The sequence below is a fragment of the Pedobacter immunditicola genome (assembly GCF_037482985.1).
Taxonomy (GTDB): domain Bacteria; phylum Bacteroidota; class Bacteroidia; order Sphingobacteriales; family Sphingobacteriaceae; genus Pedobacter; species Pedobacter immunditicola.
In genome coordinates this window covers 65,397-90,617 of the sequence record NZ_JBBHKC010000001.1, presented here as the reverse complement: position 1 = coordinate 90,617, position 25,221 = coordinate 65,397, and the positions used below count along the sequence as shown (strand labels likewise).

Below are 25,221 nucleotides of genomic sequence, written 5' to 3'. Positions count from 1 at the left end.
AACCATGCGCAAAGCCCTTTTAAAGCTTATAGATTTCTTCTATCCACCATTTTCCTCCTGGCTATCCCTGCACACTTTCAGGTACCTTGCCTCGGGCAGCGCTACTTCGGCAACAGGCGTTTTTGTATATTTCCTGGTATATAACCTCATTTTGAAACAACAGGATGTACAGGTTGGTTCTTTACTGGTTACGGCGCCAATTGCAGCTTTAGCCATCGAGTCACTTATTACCTTTACCATAGGTTTTACACTCAATAAATACCTTGTATTTACGAAATCAAACCTAAAGGGAAGGGTGCAGTTATTCAGGTATGGCTCAGTCGTCCTCACCAATATCCTGTTGAACTATGCTTTTTTAAAAGTGCTTATTGAGGCTTTTGGCTTCTATCCAACCATTGCAAAGTTTCTTACAACAGTGGTTTTGGCGCTATTCAGCTACTTTTCCCAAAAGCACTTTTCTTTCAAAGTAAAAAATTAAGCAGATTTCTTTTTATTTAATTTCATTTGCAATACCGCTATCTTATCCTGGATTTCTTTTAGCCATTTCGTTGAAGTTTCCAGCTGGGCTAAGGTATCCTGAATAGCCTCATTGGTATCCTGACTTTCCGGATTGCCATAATCGAGAATAACGCTTCTGCGCACATTATAAAAATCAGCAAGGATGCACAAATGCGCCAGGTTAAGTGCCCTGCTTCCACGCTCTAATTTACCATACTCTTTGACGTTCAGCCCAAGAAGAACTGCTATTTGTTCTTTTTCATAAGAATGAGTTTCTCTTAAAAGCTTTACAGATGCCGCTGCCTGATGGATATTACTTAAGTTTTTCATGTAATTCGATTAATTTACCTTGTTCTGAAATAATCATTTGATGACACTCCTGCAGTTTTTGCTGCGCTTTCCTGTACTGTTCTTCCAGGTATTCAGCTTCCGGATCGTCATTATCCAATAAGGCATCACATTTTACATTTAGAGCATCAGCAATTTCGTACAGGCGCGGAATGCTGACCACGTAAACACCCTTCTCCATTTTGGTATAGGTGTTGGTATTCACATTGATGATGCTGGCCAGGTTGCCCCTGCCGAGCCCCCTTTTCATCCGCAAGGCAGCGATTTTAGATAGAATTTTTTTCATTGGTTCTTCAGTTTTTTTGGTTGGTCGGTGATCAAAATTAACATCAAATTTTGATTAACCAAAGTATTGAATTTATTTTATAAAAGAAAATAATTAATATTTCAGAATAATAATTTTATATGCCTTTTAAATCATTATTTGGATAGTGATATTGTTGCCCGGGTTTTCATCTGTCTATAATTCTTTCATTTTATTTATAGTCTGTAAGCTTAAGATGGTTTCATTTCAACTAGAATAATTTTGATTAACTTTACATAACCAGGTATATTTCATGGAAAAAAGGGCGACAAGATGAGCAATTTTAATGATTTCAATAATCCACAAGTAGCGAAATTGCCAAAACACCTGAGGCAATTTATTGTAGATCAACATTATGAAAAATATACTCCAATCGACCAGGCGGTTTGGCGCTATGTGATGAGACAGAACTACAGCTACCTTAAACAGGTCGCTTATTACCCTTACATCAAGGGTTTACAGCGTGCAGGCTTAAGCATTGAGCGCATACCAGATCTGCAAAACATGAATGACAACCTCGGAAAGCTGGGCTGGGGTGCCGTAACCGTTGATGGTTTTATACCTCCGTCGGCTTTCATGGAATACCAGGCTTACCGGGTTTTGGTCATTGCTGCAGACATCCGTCAAATCAACCATATTGAATACACACCTGCACCAGATATCATTCATGAGTCTGCAGGCCATGCCCCTATTATTGCTGACCCTGATTATAACAATTACCTCAGCTATTTTGGATCTATTGGCACAAAAGCGATGTTCTCTGCCCGTGATTTTGAGTTATATGAAGCGATTCGACACCTATCCATTTTAAAAGAAGCTATAGGTGTCAATCCCCTTGAAATTGAAAAAGCAGAAGCAAATTTACAACACCTTGCAGAGAACCTTGGTGAACCTTCTGAAATGGCTTTGTTAAGCCGCTTACATTGGTGGACGGTAGAATATGGCCTGATCGGCAGTCTTGATGACCCTAAAATTTATGGGGCGGGGCTACTTTCCTCGATCGGTGAGAGCGCAAGCTGCCGCAATCCGGAGGTGAAGAAAATTCCATACACCATTGACGCCATTAATTATAACTACGACATCACTAAACCGCAGCCCTATCTTTTTGTAACGGAAACCTTCCAAAACCTGATTGATGTGCTTGAACAATTTGCAGATACCATGGCCTTCAGGCGCGGTGGCGCGGAAAGCATTAAAAAAGCCATTGACTGCAAAAATGTAGCTACCGCTGTCTACAGTTCAGGCTTACAGGTGTCGGGAATATTTACAACAATGGGGGTTGATGCTTCCGGCCAGCTGAGTTTCCTTAAAACTACGGGCGGCACAGCATTGGCCGCAGCTGCAAAACAATTGGAAGGGCATAGTAAGTTTTACCATAAAGATGGATTTTCATCTCCCGTTGGTAAACTCAAGGATGCAGATAAGCCACTGGAAGAATTCAGTGCCGATGAGTTAACAACCTTGGGCATTGCTGAAGGTAAAAAAGCAGATTTTACCTTCGAAAGTGGAATACATGTGAAGGGCCGGGTGACCCGGATCTTGCGACATGAAGAAAAAACGATTTTGATAGTGATGGAAGATTGCACCGTACGTGAAAGCGATGGCAATGTGTTGTTCCAGCCTGAATGGGGCACCTATGACATGGCTGTTGGGGAAAAGATCGTTTCTGTCTTTAATGGTGCGGCAGATAAGGACGCTTTTGAAGAAAACACCTATGTGAGTACGAAGCACACAGAAAAGATCGTATACGATGAGGCTACACAAAACCTGCATAAAATTTATGCAAAAGTTCGTTCGGTAAGGGAGCAGGAACAAGGTGAAGGAGAACTTCCCGCCTTATTCAAATATTTACAGCAGGATTATCCGGCCGACTGGCTTTGTGCGCTTGAAATCCTTGAGATTGTTTTTCACAGAAAATTATTCCCTGAGCTGGAAACAGAAATCCGGCTATATTTGCAGCAGAAAGCTGAAAAACAAGTAGCATACAAAAAGCTGATCACTGATGGCCTATATGTTATAGAACATCCTGTTACACAATTAATTACAGAAGAAGATTTATAAATGAATATTATACTTACTGGTGCCAGTAGTGGCGTAGGCTTTGAAGCCGCATTGGAATTTGCTTTAAAAACCGAAAATAAAGTAGTCTGCATAGCGCGCTCTGCCGATAAATTGAGAAAATTACTGGAAATTGCCAGGAGCCTTAATCCCGAGTGTACTTTATTACCTGTTGAATTTGACATCGTTAATGATGATTACGCAGCGTTGATCCCTTTTTTAGAGTCCCGCTTAGGACATGTTGATATCCTGATCAATAATGCCGGGGCCCTGATTAATAAATCATTTATGGACACCACGACAGCAGATCTGACAAACATGCTGCAAAGCAATGTGGTAGGCCATTTCAATATGATTAAAAATGTTGTACCCCTGATGGAAAGCGGCGCTCATATTGTGAACATCGGCAGCATGGGTGGTTTCCAGGGCAGCGTAAAATTCCCCGGCCTGGCTGCTTATTCCTCAAGCAAAGCCGCTTTACATGCTTTAACAGAATGCCTGGCTTTTGAGCTTGCCGACAAAGGCATTAAGGTGAACTGCCTGGCTTTAGGTTCTGCGCAAACGGAGATGCTGGAAAAAGCTTTCCCTGGTTACCAGTCGCCCGTAATGGCTTTTGAAATGGGGAAATATATTGCAGACTTTGCCCGAACTGGCCATCAGTTTTTTAACGGAAAGATATTGCCAGTAGCTGTAACCACCCCTTAAAAAGGCGGTTACATTTTTTTTTATATCTTTAGCCCCGTATGAACAAAGTCCTTCTGTTTTTTTGCTTAGTATTTCTGTTTGCTTTACCAGGAAAATCCCAAACTGCTGTTCCTTTAAAATTCAAGGAAAAAATACAAATGCTGGCACTGGAATTACCAGCACAACAAGCCACTGCATTGATCAGTTTTGCTAAAACACTGATTGGCATTCCCTACCGTTACGCTTCGAGCAGCCCTGAAAAAGGTTTCGACTGCTCAGGTTTTGTGAATTATGTATTTGAAAACTTTGGTATCGCTGTACCACGATCTTCTGGTGAGTTCACGACGGCGGGCAAGCCTGTTAGTCTTAAAAATACCAAGGTAGGCGATGTACTGATATTTACGGGTTCAAACCCAAAGGTTCGCGCTATAGGCCATGTAGGCATTGTTTATGCAGTTGATGAAGAAGGCATTAAATTTATCCATTCCAGCTCTGGAAAGGCAAATGGCGTTACCATTACGGAAATGAATGCTTATTATAAAAGCAGGTTTATGAAGGCGGTGAGCATCATTTAATGTTTTTAAATTTTTAGCTTTCTAGTAACAGGACCTTAAGCGCTTCGTCAAATTTACCCTGCCGGAGCCATAGCTTCGCCAGCTCATGTAATTCCCGCTGGCGGTTGTTGGCATCGCCAATGGTGGCATCCAATATTTCTTTCACTTCGGCATCATTGCGGATTTCTGCTATCTGCTCGGCCTCAGGGAAGTGCGCTATATTCCCCAGCATGCCCAGGTCATTTCCACTCAGCACGTAAGAATTTCTCACCCCGGAAGGCAATGCATCTACACCAATCCCTAATGTAGTCAATGGCTTGGGTACTTTAAAAAGATTCTCCGGCGTTACCCTGCAGTACCAGTCGCCCCCTAAACGTGCCACCAGGTCGATTTTTGCCTGGTCGATTTTACCCGTTTCATCCAGTATTTCTTCCTTGATATGGATCAGTTTAACTTCTGCCAGAATCAAGTTTCCGGCACCGGGATTTTCGCCTAAATGAATCACCTCTCTTACGATGCATTCCATTTGAACCGGCGCCTCAGCAACCCTTGGTGGTTTCACCATTTGTGAAGCTTGCATGGTGAAGCCAGCTTTCTCAAATTCGTTCACACCCCTGGCATACTCTGTACTCGCCAGGCTGGTTTGTTGTACCATGGCGTAGTTAACAATATTGATCACACATTCCTTCACTTCTAAAATATTCTGCAGGGTATGTTTGGTCGTATTGTCGCGCACCCGTCTTGCAGGAGAAAATATGACCAGCGGTGGATTAGTGCTGAACATATTGAAAAAGCTAAAGGGACTTAAATTGATATTTCCAGCCTGGTCTATGGTGCTGGCAAAGCAGATGGGCCGCGGCGCAATGGCATACTGCATGTAATTCTGCAATTGCGCCGGACTAAGATCAGCTGTGTTTAAAGTCAGCATGTTTTTTGAGTGCAAGTAAAGAAAAATCAGCGTCTGCTTTTTTAATGATGTTGATCAAACGGCCCAAACCAGTGATTTCCATTTCTACTTCATCACCGTCCTGAAGCCACTGCGGCTGGTAATTTTCATCATGAAGCAGTCCCGTTCCATTCAGTTCTAAGAAACAACCGGTTCCAACAGTACCTGACCCGATCACATCACCAGGTAAAATATCAACGCCATAAGCACAACGCTCAATGATCTCTGCGAAGGTCCAGTCCATATCCGCAGCATTTCCAGCTGAGACTTCAACGCCATTGACGGTACAGGTCATCTTTAAATTATAGGCATTGCCTGTATGCCCGGGTTTTGGCGCTGTTTTATAAGGCTCGAGTTCATCCGGTGTTACCAGCCAGGGACCAATAGCGGTAGAGAAATCTTTCCCTTTTGCAGGACCTAAGTTGAGTCGCATTTCTTCCATCTGTAAAGTCCTCGCGCTCAGATCGTTCATGATCATGAAGCCAGCGATATAATCATCGGCTTCGGCAGCAGTAACATTACGGCCCTTTTTGCCGATAACTGCGGCTATTTCAAGTTCAAAATCAAGTTGCTGAAAGTGATCAGGCATGCATTCAATTTCTCCCGGCCCCTGTATCGCATTATGGTTGGTAAAATAAAATACGGGGTATTGATCAAATTCTGGAATCATTTCCATTCTGCGGTTGCGGCGTGCTGCTTCAACATGCTGGCGGAAGGCATAAGCATCACGACAGGAAGCAGGATGAGGCACAGGGGCAATGATTTCGAAGAATACTTCTATTTTCGGTTGTATCGCTCGGGCTTTGATTTGTGCATCAATTTTCTGCGCCCTTTCCATCAATACCTCGCCACCTTGTAGAAAAGCATTCATTTGATCTGGTAACTGCTTGTCGCAGGAATTCAAATTATAAATATGCCCGTTTACATAAACCCCAAGATGTTCTATGTCTTCCGTTTTATAAGATACTAGTTTCATAATTTAATTGATTTAGGTGCCCAGGAATTTCATCTCCTTCTTCAAAGCTAGATAAATTAAACTCAAACCCGGTTAAAAAAGCAAACAGTTTTCGGCGCAGATAATAGATTTGTTATGATGAAGATAATTTCGTTACTTAGTAAGGCAATTATGACACGAAAACAAATCACTTACCAAAAGCAAATATCCAGTGAAATACTGGCTGCTTTCAGGTATTCGATGCTTTCGAAAATCATTTTTGCGCAATATTCCTTATAGAGCTACGCCACCGTGCTTTTTATAAAAACGTTTTCACGTTTTTATAGTTACCCCTAATATAAACACTACTAACCAAACACCTAACGCTATGCCTATCTATCATACTTTAGGACTGATTCCTCAAAAACGCCATACCGTTTTCCGCAAACCTGATGGAGAATTATATGCAGAAGAATTGGTTTCCACAGAAGGTTTCTCAAGTCTCTACTCTCTGGTTTATCACACCCACCCACCCACCATCGTTAAATCACTTGGAGAACCCTATTCTGTTGCTCCAAAAATTGCCCGCGAAAAGCATTTACGCCATACCAGTTTAATTGGTTTTAACATCAAGCCTGAAGATGATTACCTACAGAGTAGAAAACCAGTATTGGTCAACAGCGACTTACACATTTCGCTCGCTGCGCCGCGGCAATCGATGACAGGCTATTTTTATAAAAACAGCCAGGCTGATGAAGTCATCTTCATTCATGAAGGGAGCGGCACTTTAAAAACGGGCTATGGGAAGATTAAATTCGGCTACGGTGATTATTTAGTGGTACCGCGCGGTACGATTTATCAGCTTGAATTTAATGACGAAAATAACCGCTTGTTTATTGTAGAGAGTTTTAGCCCGATCAGGAGCCCTAAACGTTACCGCAATGAATATGGTCAGCTGATGGAACATTCACCTTATTGTGAGCGGGATATCAGGCGCCCTGCGGACCTGGAAACAAATGATGAGTTTGGCGATTTCAAAGTGCTGATCAAAAAACAAGATATCATTTACCCTTATACCTATGGCACCCATCCGTTTGACTTTATAGGCTGGGATGGCTTCCATTATCCCTGGGCCTTCTCTATCCACGATTTCGAACCCATCACCGGCCGCTTACACCAGCCCCCACCCGTACACCAGACCTTCGAAGGACATAACTTCGTGATCTGCTCTTTTGTGCCCCGTAAATATGATTACCATCCTTTGTCGATACCTGCGCCTTATAACCACAGTAATGTGGATAGTGATGAAGTGCTCTATTATGTTGATGGCGATTTCATGAGCCGAAAAAGTGTGGTAAAAGGACAAATCACCTTGCATCCCGGTGGCATTCCTCATGGCCCGCACCCGGGTACAGTGGAGAAATCCATCGGAAAAGAGAGAACAGATGAACTGGCGGTTATGATCGATCCCTTCCGTCCGCTGATGTTAACCGAGGATGCACTTGCTATAGAAGATGAGAGTTACCACAAGAGCTGGCAGATTAATATTGAATAAGCTGGCGAGATAAAAAAACTGAAAAACTAACGCTTCATTAAAATTAAAAAGTCATGTCAACACAAACATTTGCGGAAAAGATCTCCAAAGCAAAGGACTTTCTGCCAATTAACGGTACTGATCATATTGAATTGTATGTGGGCAATGCAAAGCAGGCTGCACATTTCTATAAAACTGCTTTCGGCTTCCAGTCACTGGCCTATGCCGGACCAGAAACGGGGTTGCGCGACAGGGCATCTTATGTTTTGCAGCAGGGCAAGATCCGCCTGGTATTAACAACAGCTTTAAAATCCGACAGTGGTATCGCAGAACATGTAAAATTACATGGCGATGGCGTCAAGGTTTTAGCGTTATGGGTTGATGATGCTTATGGTGCTTTTGAAGAAACTACCCGCCGCGGAGCCAAACCTTACCTGGAGCCGGTCACACAAACTGACGAGTTTGGTGAGGCACGACTTTCAGGAATATACACTTATGGCGAAACCGTGCATCTGTTTATTGAACGGAAGAATTATCACGGGTCTTTTTTACCGGGATACCGCGCCTGGGAGAGTGAATATCATCCGGCTGAAACCGGCTTATTATATATTGACCATTGCGTTGGTAATGTGGGCTGGAACAGGATGAACCCCACTGTAAAATGGTATGAGGATGTGATGGGCTTTGTGAACATTCTTACTTTTGATGACAAACAAATCAACACAGAATACTCTGCCTTGATGAGTAAGGTGATGAGCAACGGAAACGGTTATTCTAAATTTCCGATCAATGAACCTGCTGAGGGGAAAAAGAAATCTCAGATTGAGGAGTACCTGGAATTTTATGAAGGCGAAGGTGTACAGCATATTGCATTGGCTTGCAACAATATTTTAGAAACTGTAACCGCACTTAAATCAAGAGGGGTAGAATTTTTAAGTCCCCCACCAGTAACTTATTACAACATGATGCCCGAGCGTGTTGGCCATATCGATGAGGATGTGGAGAAAATAAAAGAATTGGGCATCCTGGTCGACCGTGATGAAGAGGGTTACCTGTTGCAAATATTCACTAAACCTGTGGAAGACCGGCCTACGCTATTCTTTGAAGTCATACAAAGAAAAGGTGCGCAGTCGTTTGGTGCCGGTAATTTTAAAGCACTTTTTGAATCACTGGAAAGGGAGCAGGAACTAAGGGGCAATTTGTAAGATCAGCGGTTATCATGGAAAAATGGCATATTGGTTGTTCAGGATTTCATTATAAGCATTGGCGGGGGACCTTTTACCCTGAAAAGCTAGCTGTAAAAAACTGGTTTGACTATTATATCGAGCATTTTAATACACTGGAACTTAACGTTACTTTTTACCGTTTCCCACAGCTTTCGGTGTTTCAAAACTGGCATGAAAAAACTCCGCCTAATTTCCGCTTTTCGGTAAAGGCGCCGAGGTTAATTACGCATTATAAAAAGTTCAACGACTGCAAAAGCCTGCTGGATAATTTCTACAACACCTTAAACCAAGGCTTAAAAGAAAAATGCGGCTGCTGCCTTTTCCAATTACCCCCATCCTATCATTATACACCGGAAAGATTGGAAAAAATCACCAGCAGTCTTGAGCCAACCTTCCGCAATGTGATGGAGTTCAGACATGAAAGTTGGTGGCAGGAGGCTGTTTTTAGGGAATTATCAAAACATCAAATCAGTTTTTGTGGCCTGAGCCATCCTGAATTACCATCAGCAATTATCCAGAACAGTTCTCTGTTTTATTACCGTTTTCATGGGGAAGACCAGCTTTACGCTTCTAGATACTCGGACAAACAATTACAGGACTTTGCGGCAGAAGTAGCGGGACTCGCAGCTATTGAAGAAGGTTACGTTTTCTTTAATAACGACATCCATACCAATGCGGTTTACAATGCGAAATCACTACAGCAAATTTTCCAAGCCTTATTTCATAAAAAATAGCTATTTTCGAACCTTAAGAAAGCTGGCAGAGGATGTTAAAGAAATTATTACACGAGGCAAAACGCTTCATCGTTCATTTTAAAATGGCCTTCGAGTTACTTCAAAAGAATGATCCTTTACGTTTGGCCGGCGCTACTGCTTTCTTTGCGAATTTCGCGCTACCACCTATCCTGCTCATCCTGATACGCCTTTTCGGTTCATTTATAGACAAGAAAGTTCTGGCAAACCGTCTTTTTGACAGGTTATCAAATCTTATAGACGATGCCAGCACAAGACAGGTTAAAGAAACCTTAACCAATATCCGCTCGATGGATCAACACTGGTATGCTACGCTCATCAGCTTTGTCTTTTTTATATTCGTAGGGACTACACTCTTCGGGGTGATTAAAAATTCACTGGACCAGATCTGGTCTATTGGCATAAAAGATCAGACCTCTTTCTTTTTTAAACTCAAATTAAGAGGCAGGTCTATGGTCATTATCATCCTTGCCGGAATATTGTTCTTTGTAGGTTTAATGACGGATAGCATCCAGGCGATCATAGGTTCTTATATCAATCCCGCAGCACCTACTTTTGGGAAAGTATTTCTGATGATCCTTAATCAGGTTTTATTTGTTGCCATTGTGACTACCTGGTTTACTGTATTATTCAGGTTTTTAACGAATGGACGGCCAACCTGGAGGAATGCGGTTCGTGGAGGAATTTTAACCGGGATATTCTTTACTGTCGGAAAATTTATCCTGAGGATCATGCTTCCACTAAGTAATATCGGGAACATTTATGGAGCCTCAGGATCTATTGTACTGATTATGTTGTTTGTATTTTATTCCTCTTTTATTTTTTACTTCGGTGCTTGTTTCGTGAAAGTATTAAGTGATGCACATGAAACACCGATCCGTCCGATAAAAGGTGCATTTAACTATGAAATCAAAGAAGTGGTCTAATCCAATCTGTTAATTAACCTTTTCAACACCCTGCATTTCAAATACTGCAAGCTGATTGAGCATATTGTAATGTAGTGTACCAATTAAGTTCACTTCTCCATCTTTATTTTTGCCTTCGATACAAATATTCTGCTTCATCGTTTCCTGATTGCGCATATTAATGCCAAATAGGATCAACTCTTCATCTTTTATATTTATATCCTCAACATTCATAGACAATTGTTTCAAAAGCATAGCGAAACTGTTTCCATTTAGCAATAATTCCTTGATTTTCATAGTATCTTGATTTTAAAGGTCATGAAGCTATCACAAGCTTTGTTGAGATATGATATAATTTCAATTAAAGCTATTTAAAAATGGCGCCAAAACAAAAGGGTAAACAACTAATGTTTACCCTTTTGTTTTAAATGTGGAAAACTTTTTAATTAGAATAGTTTCCAAGCCAAACCTAAAGTGAAAAGTTTCAATTTAACATCTGGATTTTCATTAACTTTTGATAATCCGGTTTCATAACGCAAGTCGATACCTAAATTACCTACATCAAGGCCTGCACCAAATTGCCAGGCAATGTTTTGTCCTTTAAAGTCAAATCTTGAGACATTTCCTACAGCCTCACCAAACTTCTGCTCATCGTCCAGTATGAAAGAAAATACCGGACCTGTATTTAAACGCAAACCTACTCCAGCTGCTCCTAATTTTGTTCCGATCAATACGGGAACATCAAGGCTGGTAAATTTAATATCGTTTTCAATGTTATTGTCATCTGTAAACGTGGTGTTTTTTCCAGACAGGTATACTTCAGGCTGCAAATGCAAGCCTGCTGCACCAATACGAGTCCAAATACCCGCGTAATAACCAGCACGATTATCGCTGCCGAAGGTATTCTCGGTCGAAAATTTTGAAAGATTGGCTCCCCCTTTGACACCAAATTGAAAAGAAGGTAGCAACTGGCTGAATGCTACAGTACTGAAGAACATCAGAAATGCAGATAAAAGTATTTTTTTCATAAAATTTTAATTAATAGACGTGAATATTTGTGTGATTTATCCTCGTAAAAATACGCATATAGTTTCATTCAGGATCATGTTGTGCTTATTTTCCTGTTAATGGGCGAAAAGTAATTGGTACTGAGCCCAATATCTTTTCGCATCTTTCAAAACCACCGTGTTGACCAATTAAAGGCCAGCGTTATCTATATTCTGCTGATCCTTTAGCGCTTCAACATTATGTTTATCACCAAAGTTTTGGGTTTTCTCCGCAAAATACTCAAGAATGCCACCAATGCTAGTCAAGTTATCGGCAACCCTTTGGTGCATGTCTGGTAGATCACTACTTAGCCTCTTGTCGTCCAATTCAATGTTATCAACCTCTATTTTTCCTAGTTTTTGAATTATAGCTTGTTGCGAATGTTGTAGATCTTCCAACTCACGCACAATCTTTGCCATTAATTCAAACTTCTTTAAAGTATCCATATGCTTATTTTTTAATATTTGATAATATTATCTAGCTCTATACTACCAATTACTTTGCCAAGATCTATTCCTTTGTATAATATTTGTTTATTGGACGTGAAGAGGTGGCGATAAATAAGGTTAAAAAAAATCTTACTTGCATTATTCAATTATAACTAATAATTTAGTTTATCATTAGCCTTATTTGATGCCTATGAATTCTATAAAAAAACTTGTTTTACTACTTCTAATCCTTACCCCTGCATTTGCAGTCAAGGGGCAAAACAAGAAACAGTCGGATGAACTGGACAAAGACTTGCTGCTGGAATATTACCAAACCCAGCGTTATGCCGAAGCCGCAAACTACCTTGCACAGTTTGGTAATGAAGAAAGTAATGACGAGAAGGCCCTCACACAATTAGGCTATGCTAACCTGATGGCCGGCAACCTGTCTGCTGCCGAAAATATATACCTTAAATTATATACACTGCAGCCCAAAAGTTTGCCTGTATTGTTTAGTCTTGCCAATATACAGCTAAAAAGAGGAGCTGATGATAAAGCAAGGGGCTACTACCAGGAGATTGTGGCAATAGACAGCACTAATTTCAATGCCTATAAGCAGTTGGCCAGTTTGAGCAAGGCAGACTCTTCGGGAAAAAAACTGAATTATCTAAAGAAAGCCAACAGTCTTTATCCTACTGAAGCAGATGTGGTTGTGGAGCTTTGCCAGATTTATTTTAAAATGGGGATGCATCAAAAAGCCAATGAAATATTGGGGCCGGCCATAAAAGCTGATTCTGCCAACAGACAGTTATTAAAAATGAAAATGCCCATCAGTATGGCTTCAAAAAAATACAGTGCTGCCATTCAAACCGGACAACAATTGTTGAGCTATGGAGACAGTTCGACTTTTGTATTGAGCAATTTAGCGAAAAGTTATTTTTTAATGCTTGATTATAAGAATGCCCTAAACTGTTTTTTAAAAGTAAAGGAAAGCGCTGAAGACACCGAAAGTCTGCTTTATAACATCGCTTTATGTTACCGCGGGATAAAAGACTATACACGCGCCAGTCAATACCTGGATCAGGCAATTAATGAGGGTATTTCTCCTAAAACAGCTTCCTACTATGGCTTGCTAGGAGATTCTTATGAAAACAGCAATAAAAACCAGGAAGCCATAGCAGCTTATAAAAGGGGCTTGTTATTTGAAAATAATGGCAGTCTTTATTATAACATCGCCCTGGTCTATGAAAAAAGGCTTAACGATAAAAAAAATGCCATTACTTACTATAACCTGTATCTGAAGAATTTCGACGGCATGGCGAAAAACCCCAGGCTTGCCACTTTTATCAAAAATAAGCTCGAGGATTTGAAAAGATAGCCTACCTGTTAATCAGGCGGGCTACATATTTCCCAATGATATCAAATTCCAGGTTCACGGTATCGCCGACGTTTACTTCATGAAGGTTTGTATGTTCAAAAGTATAAGGAATGATAAATACAGAAAATTCATCTGTATCCGAATTTACGACCGTTAAGCTCACGCCGTTTACGCAGGCAGAACCTTTTTCCACCGTCACATTGCCGGCAGCGGCATCATATTTAAAACGATATTCCCAGCTGCCATTCAGTTCTTCTCTTTTGATACATACAGCAGTCTGATCAACATGGCCTTGTACAATATGCCCATCTAATCGGCCATTCATTTGCATACAACGTTCCAGGTTAATTTTACGACCTACATGGAGCTGATCAAGATTTGACTTTTCCAGCGTTTCCTGAATTGCTGTAACGGTATGTGTACCCTCATTTACCTTCACGACCGTTAAACAAACCCCGTTATGGGCCACGCTTTGGTCAATTTTTAATTCATTACTGATCTCGGATTGAATGGTGAAATGAACGTTAGTGCCCGCTGATTCCCTTGCGGTTACCTGTCCGAGGGTTTCTATGATACCTGTAAACATATAAGGGTAGAATTTATTATTTTTAGTATTTCGTGTGTTTATGATAATTGTGTTCTGTTTTTCCGCCAATGCTGCTGTTCGGCAACTGCTGTAACCGCCCCTCCAAGGATAGGTTTTCGCTGTAAAGCCATTACCGCTGCTATAGCTGCAATAAATGCTTCATCTTCAAGATCGTTCTTCAGGCTATCAGCATTGAAATATTTTTCAACAAAGTGTGTATCAAATTTACCTGATGTAAACACCTCATGCTGCATCACAAATTTACCAAATCCCAGTGTGGTTTGTATACCTGTAATCTCATATTCGTCAATAGCCCTGGTCATACGGTCAATAGCTTCCTTGCGATCCTTGCCATAAGTAATTAACTTGGCTATCATGGGGTCGTAATAAATGGGAATTTCCATCCCTTCCTCAAAACCATCATCAACCCTTACACCATTACCTTTAGGCGTCCGATAGGTTTGTAAAGTACCAATATCAGGCAGGAAATTATTCAGCGGATCTTCAGCATACACCCTTAATTCGATGGCATGACCATTAATTTTCAGATCCGCTTGTGTATAACTTAGCTTTTCCTTCCTGGCGATTTTAATTTGCTCTTTCACCAGGTCAATTCCGGTGATAAGTTCTGTAACAGGGTGCTCTACTTGTAAGCGGGTGTTCATTTCGAGGAAAAAGAAATCCAGGTTTTCGTCCAGTATAAATTCAACGGTCCCTGCCCCCACATAATTTACGGCCCGGGCTACATCAACAGCACATTTACCCATTTTTGACCTGATTTCTTCTGTTAATACACTGGACGGTGCTTCTTCAATTACCTTTTGATGGCGTCGCTGAATGGAACATTCTCTTTCAAAGAGGTGGACAATATGACCATGGGTATCTCCTAAGACCTGGATCTCGATATGTCTGGGAGAAGAAACATACCTTTCGATGAACACAGATCCATCGCCGAAAGCTGATGTAGCTTCACTGACAGCAAGTTGCATCTGCTCTTCAAAATCATCAACGTGATTTACAATACGCATTCCCTTACCGCCACCACCAGCAGCAGCTTTAATCAGAATAGGGAAACCCACTTCTACCGCACGGCGTTTTGCCTCCTCAATGTCTGTGATCGCCTCTTCTGTGCCCGGCACCATGGGAATGTTATACTTTAAAGCGGCAGCCTTAGCAGATAATTTATTCCCCATAATCTCCATGGCTTCGGGACTTGGACCAATAAAAATTAACCCAGCAGCCTCTACCATTTTCGCAAATCCTGCGTTTTCAGATAAAAATCCATATCCCGGGTGAATGGCATCAGCCCCTGTTTTTAAACAAGCGTCAATGATGTGCTGTCCTACCAGGTAACTCTGGTTTGACGGCGCCGGTCCTATACAAACAGCTTCATCAGCATAACGAACATGCAAGGCTTCACGATCAGCTTCTGAAAACACGGCCACAGTTTTAATTCCCATTTCTTTGGCAGACCGCATGATGCGTAAGGCTATTTCGCCCCTGTTAGCTATTAAAATTTTCTTCATCAGACAATATTGTGGTTTACTTATGATGGTTGTAAATGTATCAGCATTTCAATGGCCCGGTCAATCATTTGTGCAGAAACATCCAAATGCAACACAAATCTAATTGTTTTCGGTCCGGTAGGACTGCATAAAAGTCCCTTTTTACGCAGCGCCTCTACAATTTGAGTTGCATTAAAGGGTGGAGCTACTTCAAAAATCAAGATATTTGTTTCCACAGGCATCACCGATTTCACGAACGGTAGTTTTTCGAGCACCTGGGCAAGCACTTTTGTGTGCTGATGATCAATGACCATTCTTTCAACATGATGATCCAGTGCATAGATCCCTGCGGCAGCCAGAAAACCAGCCTGCCTCATACCTCCGCCAAAAACCTTCCTTACCCTTTTGGCTTTTTTGATGGTTTCTTTCGATCCTAATAATACTGAACCTACAGGAGCACCCAGCCCTTTGGACAAACAGATAGAGATACCATCAAAATATTTACCGTAGCCTGCGGCTTTATCACCTGTGGCAACTAAGGCATTGAATAACCTGGCTCCATCAAGGTGTAGTTTTAAACCTTTGATATTACATAAAGTATGGATGGGTTCAATCAGGTCGAGGGTATAACATGCGCCGGCACCTTTGTTGACCGTATTTTCCAACACGACCAGACTGGAATGAGGATAATGAATATTATCTTCATTGATCTCGTTTTCTATCATTTCAGCAGATAATATTCCCCGGGGGCCATTCAATAACCGAACCGATGACTGGGAATGATAAGCAATGCCCCCGCCTTCATAGCGATAAACATGGGCGGTCTGGTCGCAAATGACTTCATCCATGGGCTGGGTAAAACATTTGATGGCAATTTGATTGGTCATTGTACCCGACGGACAAAACAAACCAGCCTCCATATGAAACATAGTTGCGAGTTTTTTTTCGAGTTCATCAACAGTAGGGTCTTCACCATAAACATCATCGCCAACCTTTGCACTCATCATCGCGTCCAGCATACCTGCAGTTGGCTTGGTTACCGTATCACTTCTCATATCTATATACATATGTTAATCAAAATACTTGTTTACAAATATTAGGTTTTTATTAATTAAATGTTGAAAATTGAATAAATTATTATAAAAAACAAAAACCAGATTTTACAACCACCCCATTTTAGATTAAACTCCTTAAAAACAGCCATTAAGCGCTGATTTTAATATATTTAAGCGTCGAAAATCTTTCTAATTTTAATCTTTAAGTGTAGGTGCCCGAAGGGATTTAGGTTTATAAAATTTGCAAATTAAAATAACAAATGTAATTTAGGCTTAGTGTTTATTTCACAATATCTTAATTTAAGGATTTAAGGTGACTAAAAAGGTTATAATTTTTGATGAAATCATCAGCTTATAATAGCTTCCTCACCATTAACTAACAAACTAATATACTGATGAAAAAACACTGATAAAATTCATTTAGTTACTAGCTAAAACCGAGAACCAACTAACAAGTGTTTAATTATTAAAATATATCAAATTATGAAAAAAAATAGCTATATAGCAGTGAGAAACATTACATTTATCCCGAAAAAAAGAAATTAAGATGATAGTTATTGCAGATGGTGGTTCAACCAAAACCAATTGGTGTTTAATTAACGAAGCTGGTAGAAAAATTCATTTTAATACAGAGGGCTATAACCCTTATTTTTCGGATACCAATTATATCGTAGAGTCTTTAAGGAAAACGCTCCCGGATCACATAGAATCAGATAAACTTTTAGAAGTACACTATTACGGTGCAGGTTGTTCAACCGATACCAATAGAAAAATTGTCGCCGATGCTATGCAACAGATATTCCCTAATGCACAAGTAAACATTGGCCATGATCTCTTGGCTTCTTGTCGTGCCCTACTGGGAGATGAAGCTGGTTTTGCAGCTATCCTGGGTACAGGCACCAACAGCTGTTTATATGACGGTAAAGATATTACCCTTAACATAGATTCCTTAGGTTATTTTCTTGGTGATGAAGGAAGTGGATGTTTCATTGGAAAGCGTATTTTAAGCGACTACATGAGAGGTTATATGCCTAAAGGATTAAGGGAAAGTTTTTATGATAACTTTGCCCTGACCAATGAAGATATATTCGATAATATTTATAACAAACCGCTGCCGAACCGCTTTTGCGCAAGTTTTAGTAAATTTTTATACGATTATAAAGATACTTACGAAGATTACACTTTTTCTACCATTGAATATGCGTTTACAGCATTTTTCGACAACCTTGTAGTCCATTACCCGAATTACAAAAACTATTCTTTAAACGTTGTCGGTTCAGTCGGCTATAGCTTTAGAGATATATTAAGTGTTGTTGCAGACCGTTATGAAATGGGAGTTGGAAAACTGATCCGCTCACCTATAGATGACCTGGTAGATTACCACCTTAAAAAATCGAGAAAAGAAGCTTAATTCTTTACACATAAAAAAAACCGGAAGATCAACTTCCGGTTTTTTTATGACCTATTTTAGGTGACTATGTTTAAAATGATATTTCCTTACCGAATAATTTGGCATATTTCCTTCTGTCAAACTTGTATAACATGGCTGCGCGGAAGGATACCCCTTTTTGCTTCTCATCTAATTCTTTCAGTACGCCAAAACTTAACATCTTTTTTCTGAAATTTCTCTTGTCTAGCTTTTTACCTAAAATCAGCTCATATACATTCTGTAATTGTGTTAAAGTAAATTTTTCTGGCAGTAATTCAAAAGCAATAGGCTGGTGTTTAATTCTTCGCTTGATCTTCTCTAATCCCTTTTCAAAGATCTGCTGGTGATCGAAGGCCAGTTTTGGAAGGTCATTGATATTTTTCCAGAATGCCTTCTTTGCATAACTACTGATCGGTTTTACTGCCTTTTCCCCTCCGAGGCGCAGCATCGCATAATAAGCTATACTGATTACCCTACCCTGAGGGTGCCTGTCTACATCGCCAAAAGTATAAAACTGCTCCATAAAGATATCGCCCAAACCCGTAAGCTCTTTTAATATCCTTGAAGCAGATTGATCTAAACTTTCACCCGGATCCACAATATTTCCAGGCAAAGCACACCAATCTTTGAAAGGTTCTTCATTTCTTTCGATCAGAAGAATCTTTAATTCTCCTTCATCAAATCCGAAAACAACACAATCAATGGAGAAGGTGGAGTTAAACTGTGGCAAGTCTTCTTTCAAATCGTTAATATTTTAAATATAGAAGCAAATAAATGCGCTTTTTGCAATATTACACAAAAAAAACACAAATAAATTACTTAGTGTACCTAATACACACTATATTCGTATCATAAATGAAGCCAAATATAAAAAATATAGCTGTACTTACCTCCGGAGGAGATGCCCCGGGAATGAATGCTTGCATTAGAGCTGTAGTTCGCACGGGCATATACAATGGTATCAATATGTTTGGAGTAACACAAGGCTACCAGGGATTGATTAACGACAGTATCTTTCCGATGGGCGCACGCTCCGTCAGTAATATCATCCATTTAGGTGGTACCATTTTAAAAACAGCCCGTTGTTTAGAGTTCAAAACGGAAGAAGGCATGGAAACTGCCTATAAGAATTTAAAATCAAGAGATATTGATGGATTAATCGTTATTGGAGGTGATGGCACTTTTACCGGCGCCCGGAATTTCTCCAAAAAACATGAGGACATCAAGGTGATGGGAATCCCCGGCACTATAGACAATGATCTTTACGGTTCAGATTTTACACTTGGTTACGATACTGCAATTAATACAGTTATCGAAGCAATAGATAAAATCAGGGACACAGCTGATTCACATGACAGGTTATTTTTCATTGAAGTAATGGGCCGTGATTCTGGCTGTATTGCTTTAAGGAGTGCCGTTGCAAGTGGTGCAGAAGCTGTATTACTACCAGAGCGCTTTACCAGTATTGATGAATTGGTAACCCAGTTAGCCCTGGGTGCCAGCACTAAAAAATCTTCCAGTATTGTGATTGTATCTGAAGGACATAAAGCCGGAGGAGCCTATGACATCGCCAAGCAGGTAAAAGAACGGTTTAACCATTATGATACCAAGGTAACCATATTAGGGCACCTTCAACGTGGTGGTAGTCCGAGTAGTTTCGACCGCATCCTGGGCAGTCGCCTCGGTTTTGCAGCAGTTAATGAACTGATAAAAGGTAATACACGCGAGATGGTCGGTTTACGTGGAAATGAAATTAAAACCGTAAAAATAGACGACGCGCTTAATAACCACAATTTTAAGTTAGAGGAAGACCTTTTAGAGATGACAAAAGTTTTGTCAATTTAATATATATAAGATGATAGCGGTAGTATACAGCGGTTCGAAAACTGCATTCTGGAAATTAGCGAAAGATGGTAAAACCATCGCTGAATGTAGTATGCCTGGTATTAACCCTTATTTTAATGATACAAAATCAATTCTGCAGTTATTAAATAAAAAAACTGTTTTGATTAATCATGCAGAAAGCATTAAAAAGATTTATGTTTTTGCTGCAGGTGCAAGCTCAGTGGCAAAAAGAGATGAACTCACCGCGACACTGTCTTTGTTTTTTAAAAACAGCAAAATTTTTGTTAGAGACGATTTATATGGCGCTGCTGTATCGGCTTGTTTCACTGATAGTGGTATTGTTTGCATTTTAGGAAGCGGTGCACATTGCGCCTATTTCGATGGTAAACATCTTGAAGATAACAACTTCGGACTTGGCTTTATCCTTGGTGATGAAGGTTCATCGAACTACCTCGGCAAAAAGTTGCTAATGAGTTATTTAACAGATAAACTGCCGCAGGATTTACGCATACAACTGGAAGGAAAATACAATCTGGACAGACCAACAATACTGGAAAGGGTGTATAAAAAACCCCTGGCGCAACAGTACCTGAGTTCTTTTTTTGATTTCCTGGTTGAGAACAGAGATCACAGTTTTATACAAAAATGCATAGATGAAGCGTTTGAAACATATACGCAAACTTATTTGTTGCCGACAATAGAGAAACATCCGGGAAAAGAAGTACATTTTGTTGGCATTGTGGCAGGACATTTTCAAGACAGGTTACGCAACATCGTCAAAAAGTACGGAATTCAAATTACAACAATTACTAAAGAACCAATATATAATTTACTAAACTACTATTCAAATTAATAATATGAGCAAAATTGGAATTAACGGCTTTGGCCGTATCGGCAGACTGGTTTTTAGAGCTGCTTTAAAAAAAGGATTAGATATTGTTGCTATAAATGACCTTGTTGAGCCGGATTATATGGCTTACATGTTAAAATATGACTCTACTCACGGTCGTTTTGATGGAACTGTAGAAGTAGAAAACGGACATTTAGTTGTTAACGGAAAAACCATCCGTATTACTGCAGAAAAAGATCCTGCAAACTTGAAATGGGATGAAGTTGGCGTGGAACTTGTTATAGAAGCTACAGGTTTCTTCTTAACTGAAGCGGATGCTTCGAAACATTTAACCGCAGGTGCTAAGAAAGTTGTTCTTTCAGCTCCAGCTAAAGATGATTCAATTCCTACTTATGTAATGGGAGTTAATCATGATAAATTGACAGCAGATCAGAAAATTGTTTCTAATGCTTCATGTACAACTAACTGTTTAGCGCCAATTGCTAAAGTTTTACATGATAACTTTGGAATTGTTGAAGGTTTAATGAGCACAGTACACGCAGTAACTGCAACTCAGAAAACTGTTGATGGTCCGTCTGCAAAAGACTGGAGAGGTGGCCGTGGTGGTTTCTCAAACATCATCCCTTCATCCACAGGAGCTGCTAAAGCAGTAACGAAAGTTATTCCTGAGTTGAAAGGTAAATTAACAGGTATGTCTTTCAGAGTACCAGTTGCTGATGTTTCAGTGGTAGATTTAACGGTACGCTTAGAGAAAGCGGCAACATATGAAGAAATTAAAAAAGCCATGAAAGATGCCTCAGAAGGGTATTTGAAAGGTGTATTAGGATATACAGAAGACGCAGTTGTTTCTTCTGACTTTATAGGAGATGATCGTGCATCAATTTTCGATGCAGAGGCAGGTATTGCATTAAACGACAACTTCGTAAAAGTGGTTTCCTGGTATGATAACGAATGGGGCTATTCATCAGCTTTAGTGAAATTCGTAGAATACTATGGAAATTTAAAGTAAAACCCGTTCATACAGGTTTATATTTGGTTAGAAAAGGGATGTGTCTGGATGGAACATCCCTTTCTTTGTTTAAACTTCTATATAATCTAAATCCTTATGAAAAGTCTCCTGCATTTTACTCAAGGCCCAGAAGGCAAGCGCCAGGCTAATAGCCGCCACCACAATACCAGCACTGATGATGGACCCATTAAACCACCGCTGCAACAACTGTAAAAGCAAAGTAAGTGGCACAACAGAGCCCCGCACAAAATTGGGTACTGTAGTAGTCACCGTTGCCCGCACATTGGTACCAAACTGTTCTGTAGCAATGGTCATGAATATGACCCAGTAGCCTGAAGTAAAACCCAGAATAGAGCAGATGATATAAAAAGTAAACAAGCTGACCTCTTGAATTGAAAAATAGGTAGCAATGGTCAGGAAAGACAAAAAAAGGTAAGTATAAACCACTTTGATCCTGCTTTTCAGCACCTGGCTGAGCAAACCACTGCCGATGTCGCCCAATACCAGGCCAGCATAACAACAAGCTACTGCAGCACCTGCATTTACTACACCCCTTACACCGAGTGCTTTTCCAAACTCGGGTGAAAGTGTGATTAAAATCCCTACCACAAACCAAAGCGGAATACCGATGATGATGCACCGCAGGTATTTAAAAAACCGTTCTCTGGTAAAGAGGGAGAAAAAATCGCCCCGACGCACACGCTCCTCTTTTATTTTACCAAACATCCCAGATTCAGCCACACCTATACGCAAGAGCAGCAGGGAAAGCCCCAGGCCCCCGCCAATAAAAAAGCATGTACGCCAGTCAAAATGTTGAGCCACAAAATAGCCCACCACTGCACCGCTAATCCCCACAGAGGCTATGATCGTAGTGGCATAACCTCTTTTCTCTTTAGGCATGATCTCTGCAACCAGCGTTATACCAGCACCGAGTTCTCCAGCCAGGCCAATGCCCGCAACAAAACGCCATATTGCATAACTTTCTATAGACTGAACAAAACCGTTGGCGATATTGGCCACTGAGTATAAGAAGATAGAACCAAACAGTACATATAAGCGGCCTTTTTTATCACCTAAAATACCCCAGACGATGCCACCGATCAGCAACCCCATCATTTGAACATTTAAGAGAAAAATACCCCAATTTGTTACCTCTGCCCCACTATAGCCTAATGATTGTAAACTGGTAACACGGACAATACTAAATAACAGCAAATCGTAGATATCAACAAAATATCCTAACGATGCAACAATAACTGCTGTACTTAACAGATGTTGCTTTATTATTTTCCTTTCCACAGTAGTTAAATTCAACTCAGTAAAGAGAGCAAGTACCTTAGACCAGTTTGGTTAATGGCACCTGCTCATTTAAACAACTTAACATTTATTTTGATTTTTCCGGTACAAATAGCACTGCGTCAGCAATGGAGGTACCATCAGTATTTTTATTAGAAATTTGCACATAGCCACCCTTACCCTTTTTAAAATTATGTGCTCCAAGTGGAACCCACTCTCCAGATGTCTGACCTTCGATCAGCGTTTTAGCATGATCAATTGTATGTTCGGCAGCTTTCCCGTTATTAAAAATTTGTATGGAAGTTTTACTTGAAGCATTCTTTAGTTTTGGAAAATAAGCATACACCAAATATTTTCCATCTTTTACAATTTGGGGTATAAATTGAACCGCTTTTTCTGATGCCATACCAGTGGTATCAATCAGAAAAGAAGGACCATAACCGCCTTTAGTTTCGGTAAACCAATTTCCGGTTAATTTAATTGATTCACTATTTTCATTATCAACAAGGATTTCTGGTGTACTTCCATCTAACAATGGATTACTTTTAAGTATTTGCTGGATCTTGGCGACATCGACGTCCTGTACCGAAATATTTTGATCAACTGCCAGAGAGGCAGCAATAGCAGAAGACTGAGCAAGAACCATAAATACAGGCTCCATACGGATCGAACCATAAGCGATGTGTGTAGCTGATAAACAAACAGGCACAATTAGATTACTTACTTCGTTTTTTTTCGGAACAATAGCCCTGTAAGCTATAGGATATGGCCCAAAACCACCTACTTCAACATTTCCTTCATTTTTAACCATACCACTTACCACATGACGATCACAATTATGTGAATCCATAGTATAGGCCGCCATAGCGACACCATCTTTTACCAACTCCTTTCCCTGACAGTGGTGCTGCGTCATCACCAGTTCACCAATCATCCGACGTGCCTCCCTGATATATAATTGTGGTGTCCAATTTCCATTATCAACATATTCGTCTTTAGGATAGCCCCATTCTTTCATTTCGGCCCTAATAGCAGCTGGAATTCTTGGATCGTTGCCAATAAAGTAAAGAAAACCTTTGGTATAATCTTCATGGTTCTTCCAAATTTTAGCCCTTTTCTCGTAAGAAGCTTCAGGATAATCCCAGTTTTCACCGATCATATCTGTAGAAAAACCGCCTCGATTGTTGATATCTGTTTTACCATTTGGCATTTTGCTCCATATCATCACATCACTAAGGGTCTTCCAAGGTCGTTTTTCTTTTAAGCGCAACAACAGTTCATACTTTTTTGCATCGTAATTTTCAGGTTGAGTGATCGGCACACGATTCTCTGGAACATTGCTTAATGCTATACGAAAATTATAGGCCTGGACCTTTTTATCAGCTGACCCTTGAGCCTGTAAGGCCGTGTTACCTATCCCATATAATAGACCGCTTGTTGAATCACCCGGAACAATGTAAGGATCAATGCCATCTGGAAATTGATGTCCATCCATGAGTTCAACACCATTTAGGGTTTCATTATATTCACTGTTTGCTTCTCTTCCAACAGTATAGGAAACGCCAGAGCGAGCCATAAGGTCACCTTCATAACTGCAGTCAATGTACACTTTTGCGCGAATGACAATGTTTTCGGCAGCAGGCGCATACGAATCTTCAACAACAATTTCATGAATCTGATCAGCTGTCTTCTTCACCTCTTTTAGCCGATGTTTAAATAAAATGGTGAAACCACCCTTTTTTGCGTAATCATTAAATATCCCTTCGGCTACTTTTGGTTCAAAAATCCACTGCTCAAACTTCCCGTAATGTTGACCAATCCGGCGGTAAAAATCTCTGGACAAGCCCGTTACCACATATTTATTACCAATATCAGTATACCCTAATCCGCCGGAGCTCATTCCGCCTAAGTGTTTACCCGGCTCGACAAGTATTACCTTCTTACCCATCTTTTTTGCCGAGTATGCGGCAATTACCCCAGCAGATGTACCTCCATAAACCACAATATCTGCCTCTAAAACTTTATTTTTCAAAGAATTAGCAGCATAGGT

The 25,221-nt window shown here is 40.4% G+C and carries 26 protein-coding genes; 13 read left to right on the top strand and 13 right to left on the bottom strand.

The features are described 5' to 3' along the window. Positions 1–4: 4 nt before the first annotated feature. Complete coding sequence (locus tag WG905_RS00370) at positions 5–478, top strand: GtrA family protein (protein WP_339589698.1); 474 nt, start codon at positions 5–7, stop codon at positions 476–478. On the opposite strand, the gene WG905_RS00365 is transcribed toward WG905_RS00370, so the two are convergent. Both WG905_RS00365 and WG905_RS00360 read right to left on the bottom strand, forming a co-directional pair. Then, the gene (locus WG905_RS00365) at positions 475–828 is read right to left on the bottom strand and encodes a helix-turn-helix domain-containing protein (protein WP_339589697.1); all 354 of its coding nucleotides are present in this window, start codon (positions 826–828) and stop codon (positions 475–477) included. The two genes, WG905_RS00370 and WG905_RS00365, sit on opposite strands and share 4 nt — an antisense overlap. Then, positions 812–1,132: a helix-turn-helix domain-containing protein gene (locus WG905_RS00360; protein ID WP_339589696.1), complete on the bottom strand. Its 321-nt coding sequence runs from the start codon at positions 1,130–1,132 to the stop codon at positions 812–814. Before WG905_RS00360 ends, WG905_RS00365 begins: the two co-directional genes overlap by 17 nt. A 291-nt stretch (positions 1,133–1,423) precedes the next feature. On the opposite strand from WG905_RS00360, the gene WG905_RS00355 reads away from it, so the two are divergent. From WG905_RS00355 to WG905_RS00345, 3 genes are read left to right on the top strand one after another with little or no spacing between them, the layout of a single operon-like run. After that, complete coding sequence (locus WG905_RS00355; RefSeq protein WP_339589695.1) at positions 1,424–3,211, top strand: aromatic amino acid hydroxylase; 1,788 nt, start codon at positions 1,424–1,426, stop codon at positions 3,209–3,211. Next, positions 3,212–3,913 (top strand): SDR family NAD(P)-dependent oxidoreductase, encoded by a 702-nt coding sequence (locus WG905_RS00350; protein ID WP_339589694.1) that lies wholly within the window; start codon positions 3,212–3,214, stop codon positions 3,911–3,913. It abuts the gene before it with no gap. Between the two features lie 38 nt (positions 3,914–3,951). Then, positions 3,952–4,467 (top strand): C40 family peptidase, encoded by a 516-nt coding sequence (locus WG905_RS00345; RefSeq protein WP_339589693.1) that lies wholly within the window; start codon positions 3,952–3,954, stop codon positions 4,465–4,467. A 13-nt stretch (positions 4,468–4,480) separates the two neighbouring features. Here WG905_RS00345 and WG905_RS00340 read toward each other — a convergent pair whose 3' ends face one another. Continuing rightward, positions 4,481–5,374: a flavin reductase family protein gene (locus WG905_RS00340; protein WP_339589692.1), complete on the bottom strand. Its 894-nt coding sequence runs from the start codon at positions 5,372–5,374 to the stop codon at positions 4,481–4,483. Then, the gene (locus WG905_RS00335; protein WP_339589691.1) at positions 5,352–6,368 is read right to left on the bottom strand and encodes a fumarylacetoacetate hydrolase family protein; all 1,017 of its coding nucleotides are present in this window, start codon (positions 6,366–6,368) and stop codon (positions 5,352–5,354) included. Before WG905_RS00335 ends, WG905_RS00340 begins: the two co-directional genes overlap by 23 nt. Before the next feature lie 346 nt (positions 6,369–6,714). On the opposite strand from WG905_RS00335, the gene WG905_RS00330 reads away from it, so the two are divergent. From WG905_RS00330 to WG905_RS00315, 4 genes are read left to right on the top strand one after another with little or no spacing between them, the layout of a single operon-like run. Further along, positions 6,715–7,881, top strand: a complete 1,167-nt coding sequence (locus WG905_RS00330) for a homogentisate 1,2-dioxygenase (RefSeq protein WP_339589690.1) — start codon at positions 6,715–6,717, stop codon at positions 7,879–7,881. Positions 7,882–7,934: 53 nt separating this feature from the next. Then, positions 7,935–9,065: a 4-hydroxyphenylpyruvate dioxygenase gene (gene hppD / locus WG905_RS00325; RefSeq protein ID WP_339589689.1), complete on the top strand. Its 1,131-nt coding sequence runs from the start codon at positions 7,935–7,937 to the stop codon at positions 9,063–9,065. Between the two features lie 14 nt (positions 9,066–9,079). Next, positions 9,080–9,820, top strand: a complete 741-nt coding sequence (locus tag WG905_RS00320; protein ID WP_339589688.1) for a DUF72 domain-containing protein — start codon at positions 9,080–9,082, stop codon at positions 9,818–9,820. Between the two features lie 32 nt (positions 9,821–9,852). Next, on the top strand, positions 9,853–10,764 hold the full coding sequence (locus WG905_RS00315; RefSeq protein WP_339589687.1) for a YihY/virulence factor BrkB family protein: 912 nt from the start codon (positions 9,853–9,855) through the stop codon (positions 10,762–10,764). A gap of 9 nt (positions 10,765–10,773) precedes the next feature. On the opposite strand, the gene WG905_RS00310 is transcribed toward WG905_RS00315, so the two are convergent. From WG905_RS00310 to WG905_RS00300, 3 genes are all read right to left on the bottom strand, one after another. Continuing rightward, on the bottom strand, positions 10,774–11,040 hold the full coding sequence (locus tag WG905_RS00310; protein WP_339589686.1) for a hypothetical protein: 267 nt from the start codon (positions 11,038–11,040) through the stop codon (positions 10,774–10,776). A gap of 149 nt (positions 11,041–11,189) precedes the next feature. Next, the gene (locus WG905_RS00305) at positions 11,190–11,771 is read right to left on the bottom strand and encodes a porin family protein (RefSeq protein ID WP_339589685.1); all 582 of its coding nucleotides are present in this window, start codon (positions 11,769–11,771) and stop codon (positions 11,190–11,192) included. Positions 11,772–11,939: 168 nt separating this feature from the next. Next, positions 11,940–12,236, bottom strand: coding sequence for a hypothetical protein (locus tag WG905_RS00300; RefSeq protein WP_339589684.1), 297 nt, complete (start codon positions 12,234–12,236; stop codon positions 11,940–11,942). A gap of 193 nt (positions 12,237–12,429) precedes the next feature. Here WG905_RS00300 and WG905_RS00295 point away from each other — a divergent pair, with 193 nt between their 5' ends. After that, the gene (locus WG905_RS00295) at positions 12,430–13,596 is read left to right on the top strand and encodes a tetratricopeptide repeat protein (RefSeq protein ID WP_339589683.1); all 1,167 of its coding nucleotides are present in this window, start codon (positions 12,430–12,432) and stop codon (positions 13,594–13,596) included. 1 nt (position 13,597) lies between these two features. On the opposite strand, the gene WG905_RS00290 is transcribed toward WG905_RS00295, so the two are convergent. From WG905_RS00290 to WG905_RS00280, 3 genes are read right to left on the bottom strand one after another with little or no spacing between them, the layout of a single operon-like run. After that, on the bottom strand, positions 13,598–14,182 hold the full coding sequence (locus WG905_RS00290) for a riboflavin synthase (protein ID WP_339589682.1): 585 nt from the start codon (positions 14,180–14,182) through the stop codon (positions 13,598–13,600). A gap of 38 nt (positions 14,183–14,220) precedes the next feature. After that, positions 14,221–15,708: an acetyl-CoA carboxylase biotin carboxylase subunit gene (gene accC, locus WG905_RS00285; RefSeq protein ID WP_339589681.1), complete on the bottom strand. Its 1,488-nt coding sequence runs from the start codon at positions 15,706–15,708 to the stop codon at positions 14,221–14,223. 20 nt (positions 15,709–15,728) lie between these two features. Further along, positions 15,729–16,754, bottom strand: coding sequence for a threonine aldolase family protein (locus tag WG905_RS00280; RefSeq protein ID WP_339589680.1), 1,026 nt, complete (start codon positions 16,752–16,754; stop codon positions 15,729–15,731). Between the two features lie 535 nt (positions 16,755–17,289). On the opposite strand from WG905_RS00280, the gene WG905_RS00275 reads away from it, so the two are divergent. After that, positions 17,290–18,153, top strand: a complete 864-nt coding sequence (locus tag WG905_RS00275) for an N-acetylglucosamine kinase (protein ID WP_339589679.1) — start codon at positions 17,290–17,292, stop codon at positions 18,151–18,153. A gap of 70 nt (positions 18,154–18,223) precedes the next feature. Here the strand turns inward: WG905_RS00275 and WG905_RS00270 are convergent, their stop codons facing one another. Then, positions 18,224–18,913: an NUDIX hydrolase gene (locus WG905_RS00270; RefSeq protein ID WP_339589678.1), complete on the bottom strand. Its 690-nt coding sequence runs from the start codon at positions 18,911–18,913 to the stop codon at positions 18,224–18,226. Between the two features lie 113 nt (positions 18,914–19,026). On the opposite strand from WG905_RS00270, the gene pfkA reads away from it, so the two are divergent. The 3 genes from pfkA to gap are packed head-to-tail and all read left to right on the top strand — an operon-like array spanning position 19,027 to position 21,875. Then, positions 19,027–20,016, top strand: a complete 990-nt coding sequence (gene pfkA / locus WG905_RS00265) for a 6-phosphofructokinase (RefSeq protein ID WP_339589677.1) — start codon at positions 19,027–19,029, stop codon at positions 20,014–20,016. Positions 20,017–20,026: 10 nt separating this feature from the next. Next, positions 20,027–20,869: a hypothetical protein gene (locus WG905_RS00260; protein ID WP_339589676.1), complete on the top strand. Its 843-nt coding sequence runs from the start codon at positions 20,027–20,029 to the stop codon at positions 20,867–20,869. A gap of 4 nt (positions 20,870–20,873) precedes the next feature. Further along, on the top strand, positions 20,874–21,875 hold the full coding sequence (gene gap / locus WG905_RS00255) for a type I glyceraldehyde-3-phosphate dehydrogenase (protein ID WP_339589675.1): 1,002 nt from the start codon (positions 20,874–20,876) through the stop codon (positions 21,873–21,875). A 69-nt stretch (positions 21,876–21,944) separates the two neighbouring features. Here the strand turns inward: gap and WG905_RS00250 are convergent, their stop codons facing one another. Both WG905_RS00250 and WG905_RS00245 read right to left on the bottom strand, forming a co-directional pair. Then, positions 21,945–23,174 (bottom strand): MFS transporter, encoded by a 1,230-nt coding sequence (locus tag WG905_RS00250; protein ID WP_339589674.1) that lies wholly within the window; start codon positions 23,172–23,174, stop codon positions 21,945–21,947. Between the two features lie 85 nt (positions 23,175–23,259). Then, positions 23,260–25,203, bottom strand: a complete 1,944-nt coding sequence (locus tag WG905_RS00245; protein WP_339589673.1) for an FAD-dependent oxidoreductase — start codon at positions 25,201–25,203, stop codon at positions 23,260–23,262. Between the last annotated feature and the right edge of the window lie 18 nt (positions 25,204–25,221).

Coding starts and splice junctions, on each gene's coding strand:
- WG905_RS00370 (WP_339589698.1), top strand. CDS start 5: ATGCGCAAAGCCCTTTTAAAGCTTATAGATTTCTTCTATCCACCATTT.
- WG905_RS00340 (WP_339589692.1), bottom strand. CDS start 5,374: ATGCTGACTTTAAACACAGCTGATCTTAGTCCGGCGCAATTGCAGAAT.
- WG905_RS00350 (WP_339589694.1), top strand. CDS start 3,212: ATGAATATTATACTTACTGGTGCCAGTAGTGGCGTAGGCTTTGAAGCC.
- WG905_RS00360 (WP_339589696.1), bottom strand. CDS start 1,132: ATGAAAAAAATTCTATCTAAAATCGCTGCCTTGCGGATGAAAAGGGGG.
- WG905_RS00280 (WP_339589680.1), bottom strand. CDS start 16,754: ATGTATATAGATATGAGAAGTGATACGGTAACCAAGCCAACTGCAGGT.
- WG905_RS00315 (WP_339589687.1), top strand. CDS start 9,853: ATGTTAAAGAAATTATTACACGAGGCAAAACGCTTCATCGTTCATTTT.
- gap (WP_339589675.1), top strand. CDS start 20,874: ATGAGCAAAATTGGAATTAACGGCTTTGGCCGTATCGGCAGACTGGTT.
- WG905_RS00365 (WP_339589697.1), bottom strand. CDS start 828: ATGAAAAACTTAAGTAATATCCATCAGGCAGCGGCATCTGTAAAGCTT.
- WG905_RS00335 (WP_339589691.1), bottom strand. CDS start 6,368: ATGAAACTAGTATCTTATAAAACGGAAGACATAGAACATCTTGGGGTT.
- WG905_RS00300 (WP_339589684.1), bottom strand. CDS start 12,236: ATGGATACTTTAAAGAAGTTTGAATTAATGGCAAAGATTGTGCGTGAG.
- WG905_RS00355 (WP_339589695.1), top strand. CDS start 1,424: ATGAGCAATTTTAATGATTTCAATAATCCACAAGTAGCGAAATTGCCA.
- WG905_RS00320 (WP_339589688.1), top strand. CDS start 9,080: ATGGAAAAATGGCATATTGGTTGTTCAGGATTTCATTATAAGCATTGG.
- WG905_RS00345 (WP_339589693.1), top strand. CDS start 3,952: ATGAACAAAGTCCTTCTGTTTTTTTGCTTAGTATTTCTGTTTGCTTTA.
- WG905_RS00305 (WP_339589685.1), bottom strand. CDS start 11,771: ATGAAAAAAATACTTTTATCTGCATTTCTGATGTTCTTCAGTACTGTA.
- hppD (WP_339589689.1), top strand. CDS start 7,935: ATGTCAACACAAACATTTGCGGAAAAGATCTCCAAAGCAAAGGACTTT.
- accC (WP_339589681.1), bottom strand. CDS start 15,708: ATGAAGAAAATTTTAATAGCTAACAGGGGCGAAATAGCCTTACGCATC.
- WG905_RS00295 (WP_339589683.1), top strand. CDS start 12,430: ATGAATTCTATAAAAAAACTTGTTTTACTACTTCTAATCCTTACCCCT.
- WG905_RS00290 (WP_339589682.1), bottom strand. CDS start 14,182: ATGTTTACAGGTATCATAGAAACCCTCGGACAGGTAACCGCAAGGGAA.
- WG905_RS00260 (WP_339589676.1), top strand. CDS start 20,027: ATGATAGCGGTAGTATACAGCGGTTCGAAAACTGCATTCTGGAAATTA.
- WG905_RS00275 (WP_339589679.1), top strand. CDS start 17,290: ATGATAGTTATTGCAGATGGTGGTTCAACCAAAACCAATTGGTGTTTA.
- WG905_RS00310 (WP_339589686.1), bottom strand. CDS start 11,040: ATGAAAATCAAGGAATTATTGCTAAATGGAAACAGTTTCGCTATGCTT.
- pfkA (WP_339589677.1), top strand. CDS start 19,027: ATGAAGCCAAATATAAAAAATATAGCTGTACTTACCTCCGGAGGAGAT.
- WG905_RS00330 (WP_339589690.1), top strand. CDS start 6,715: ATGCCTATCTATCATACTTTAGGACTGATTCCTCAAAAACGCCATACC.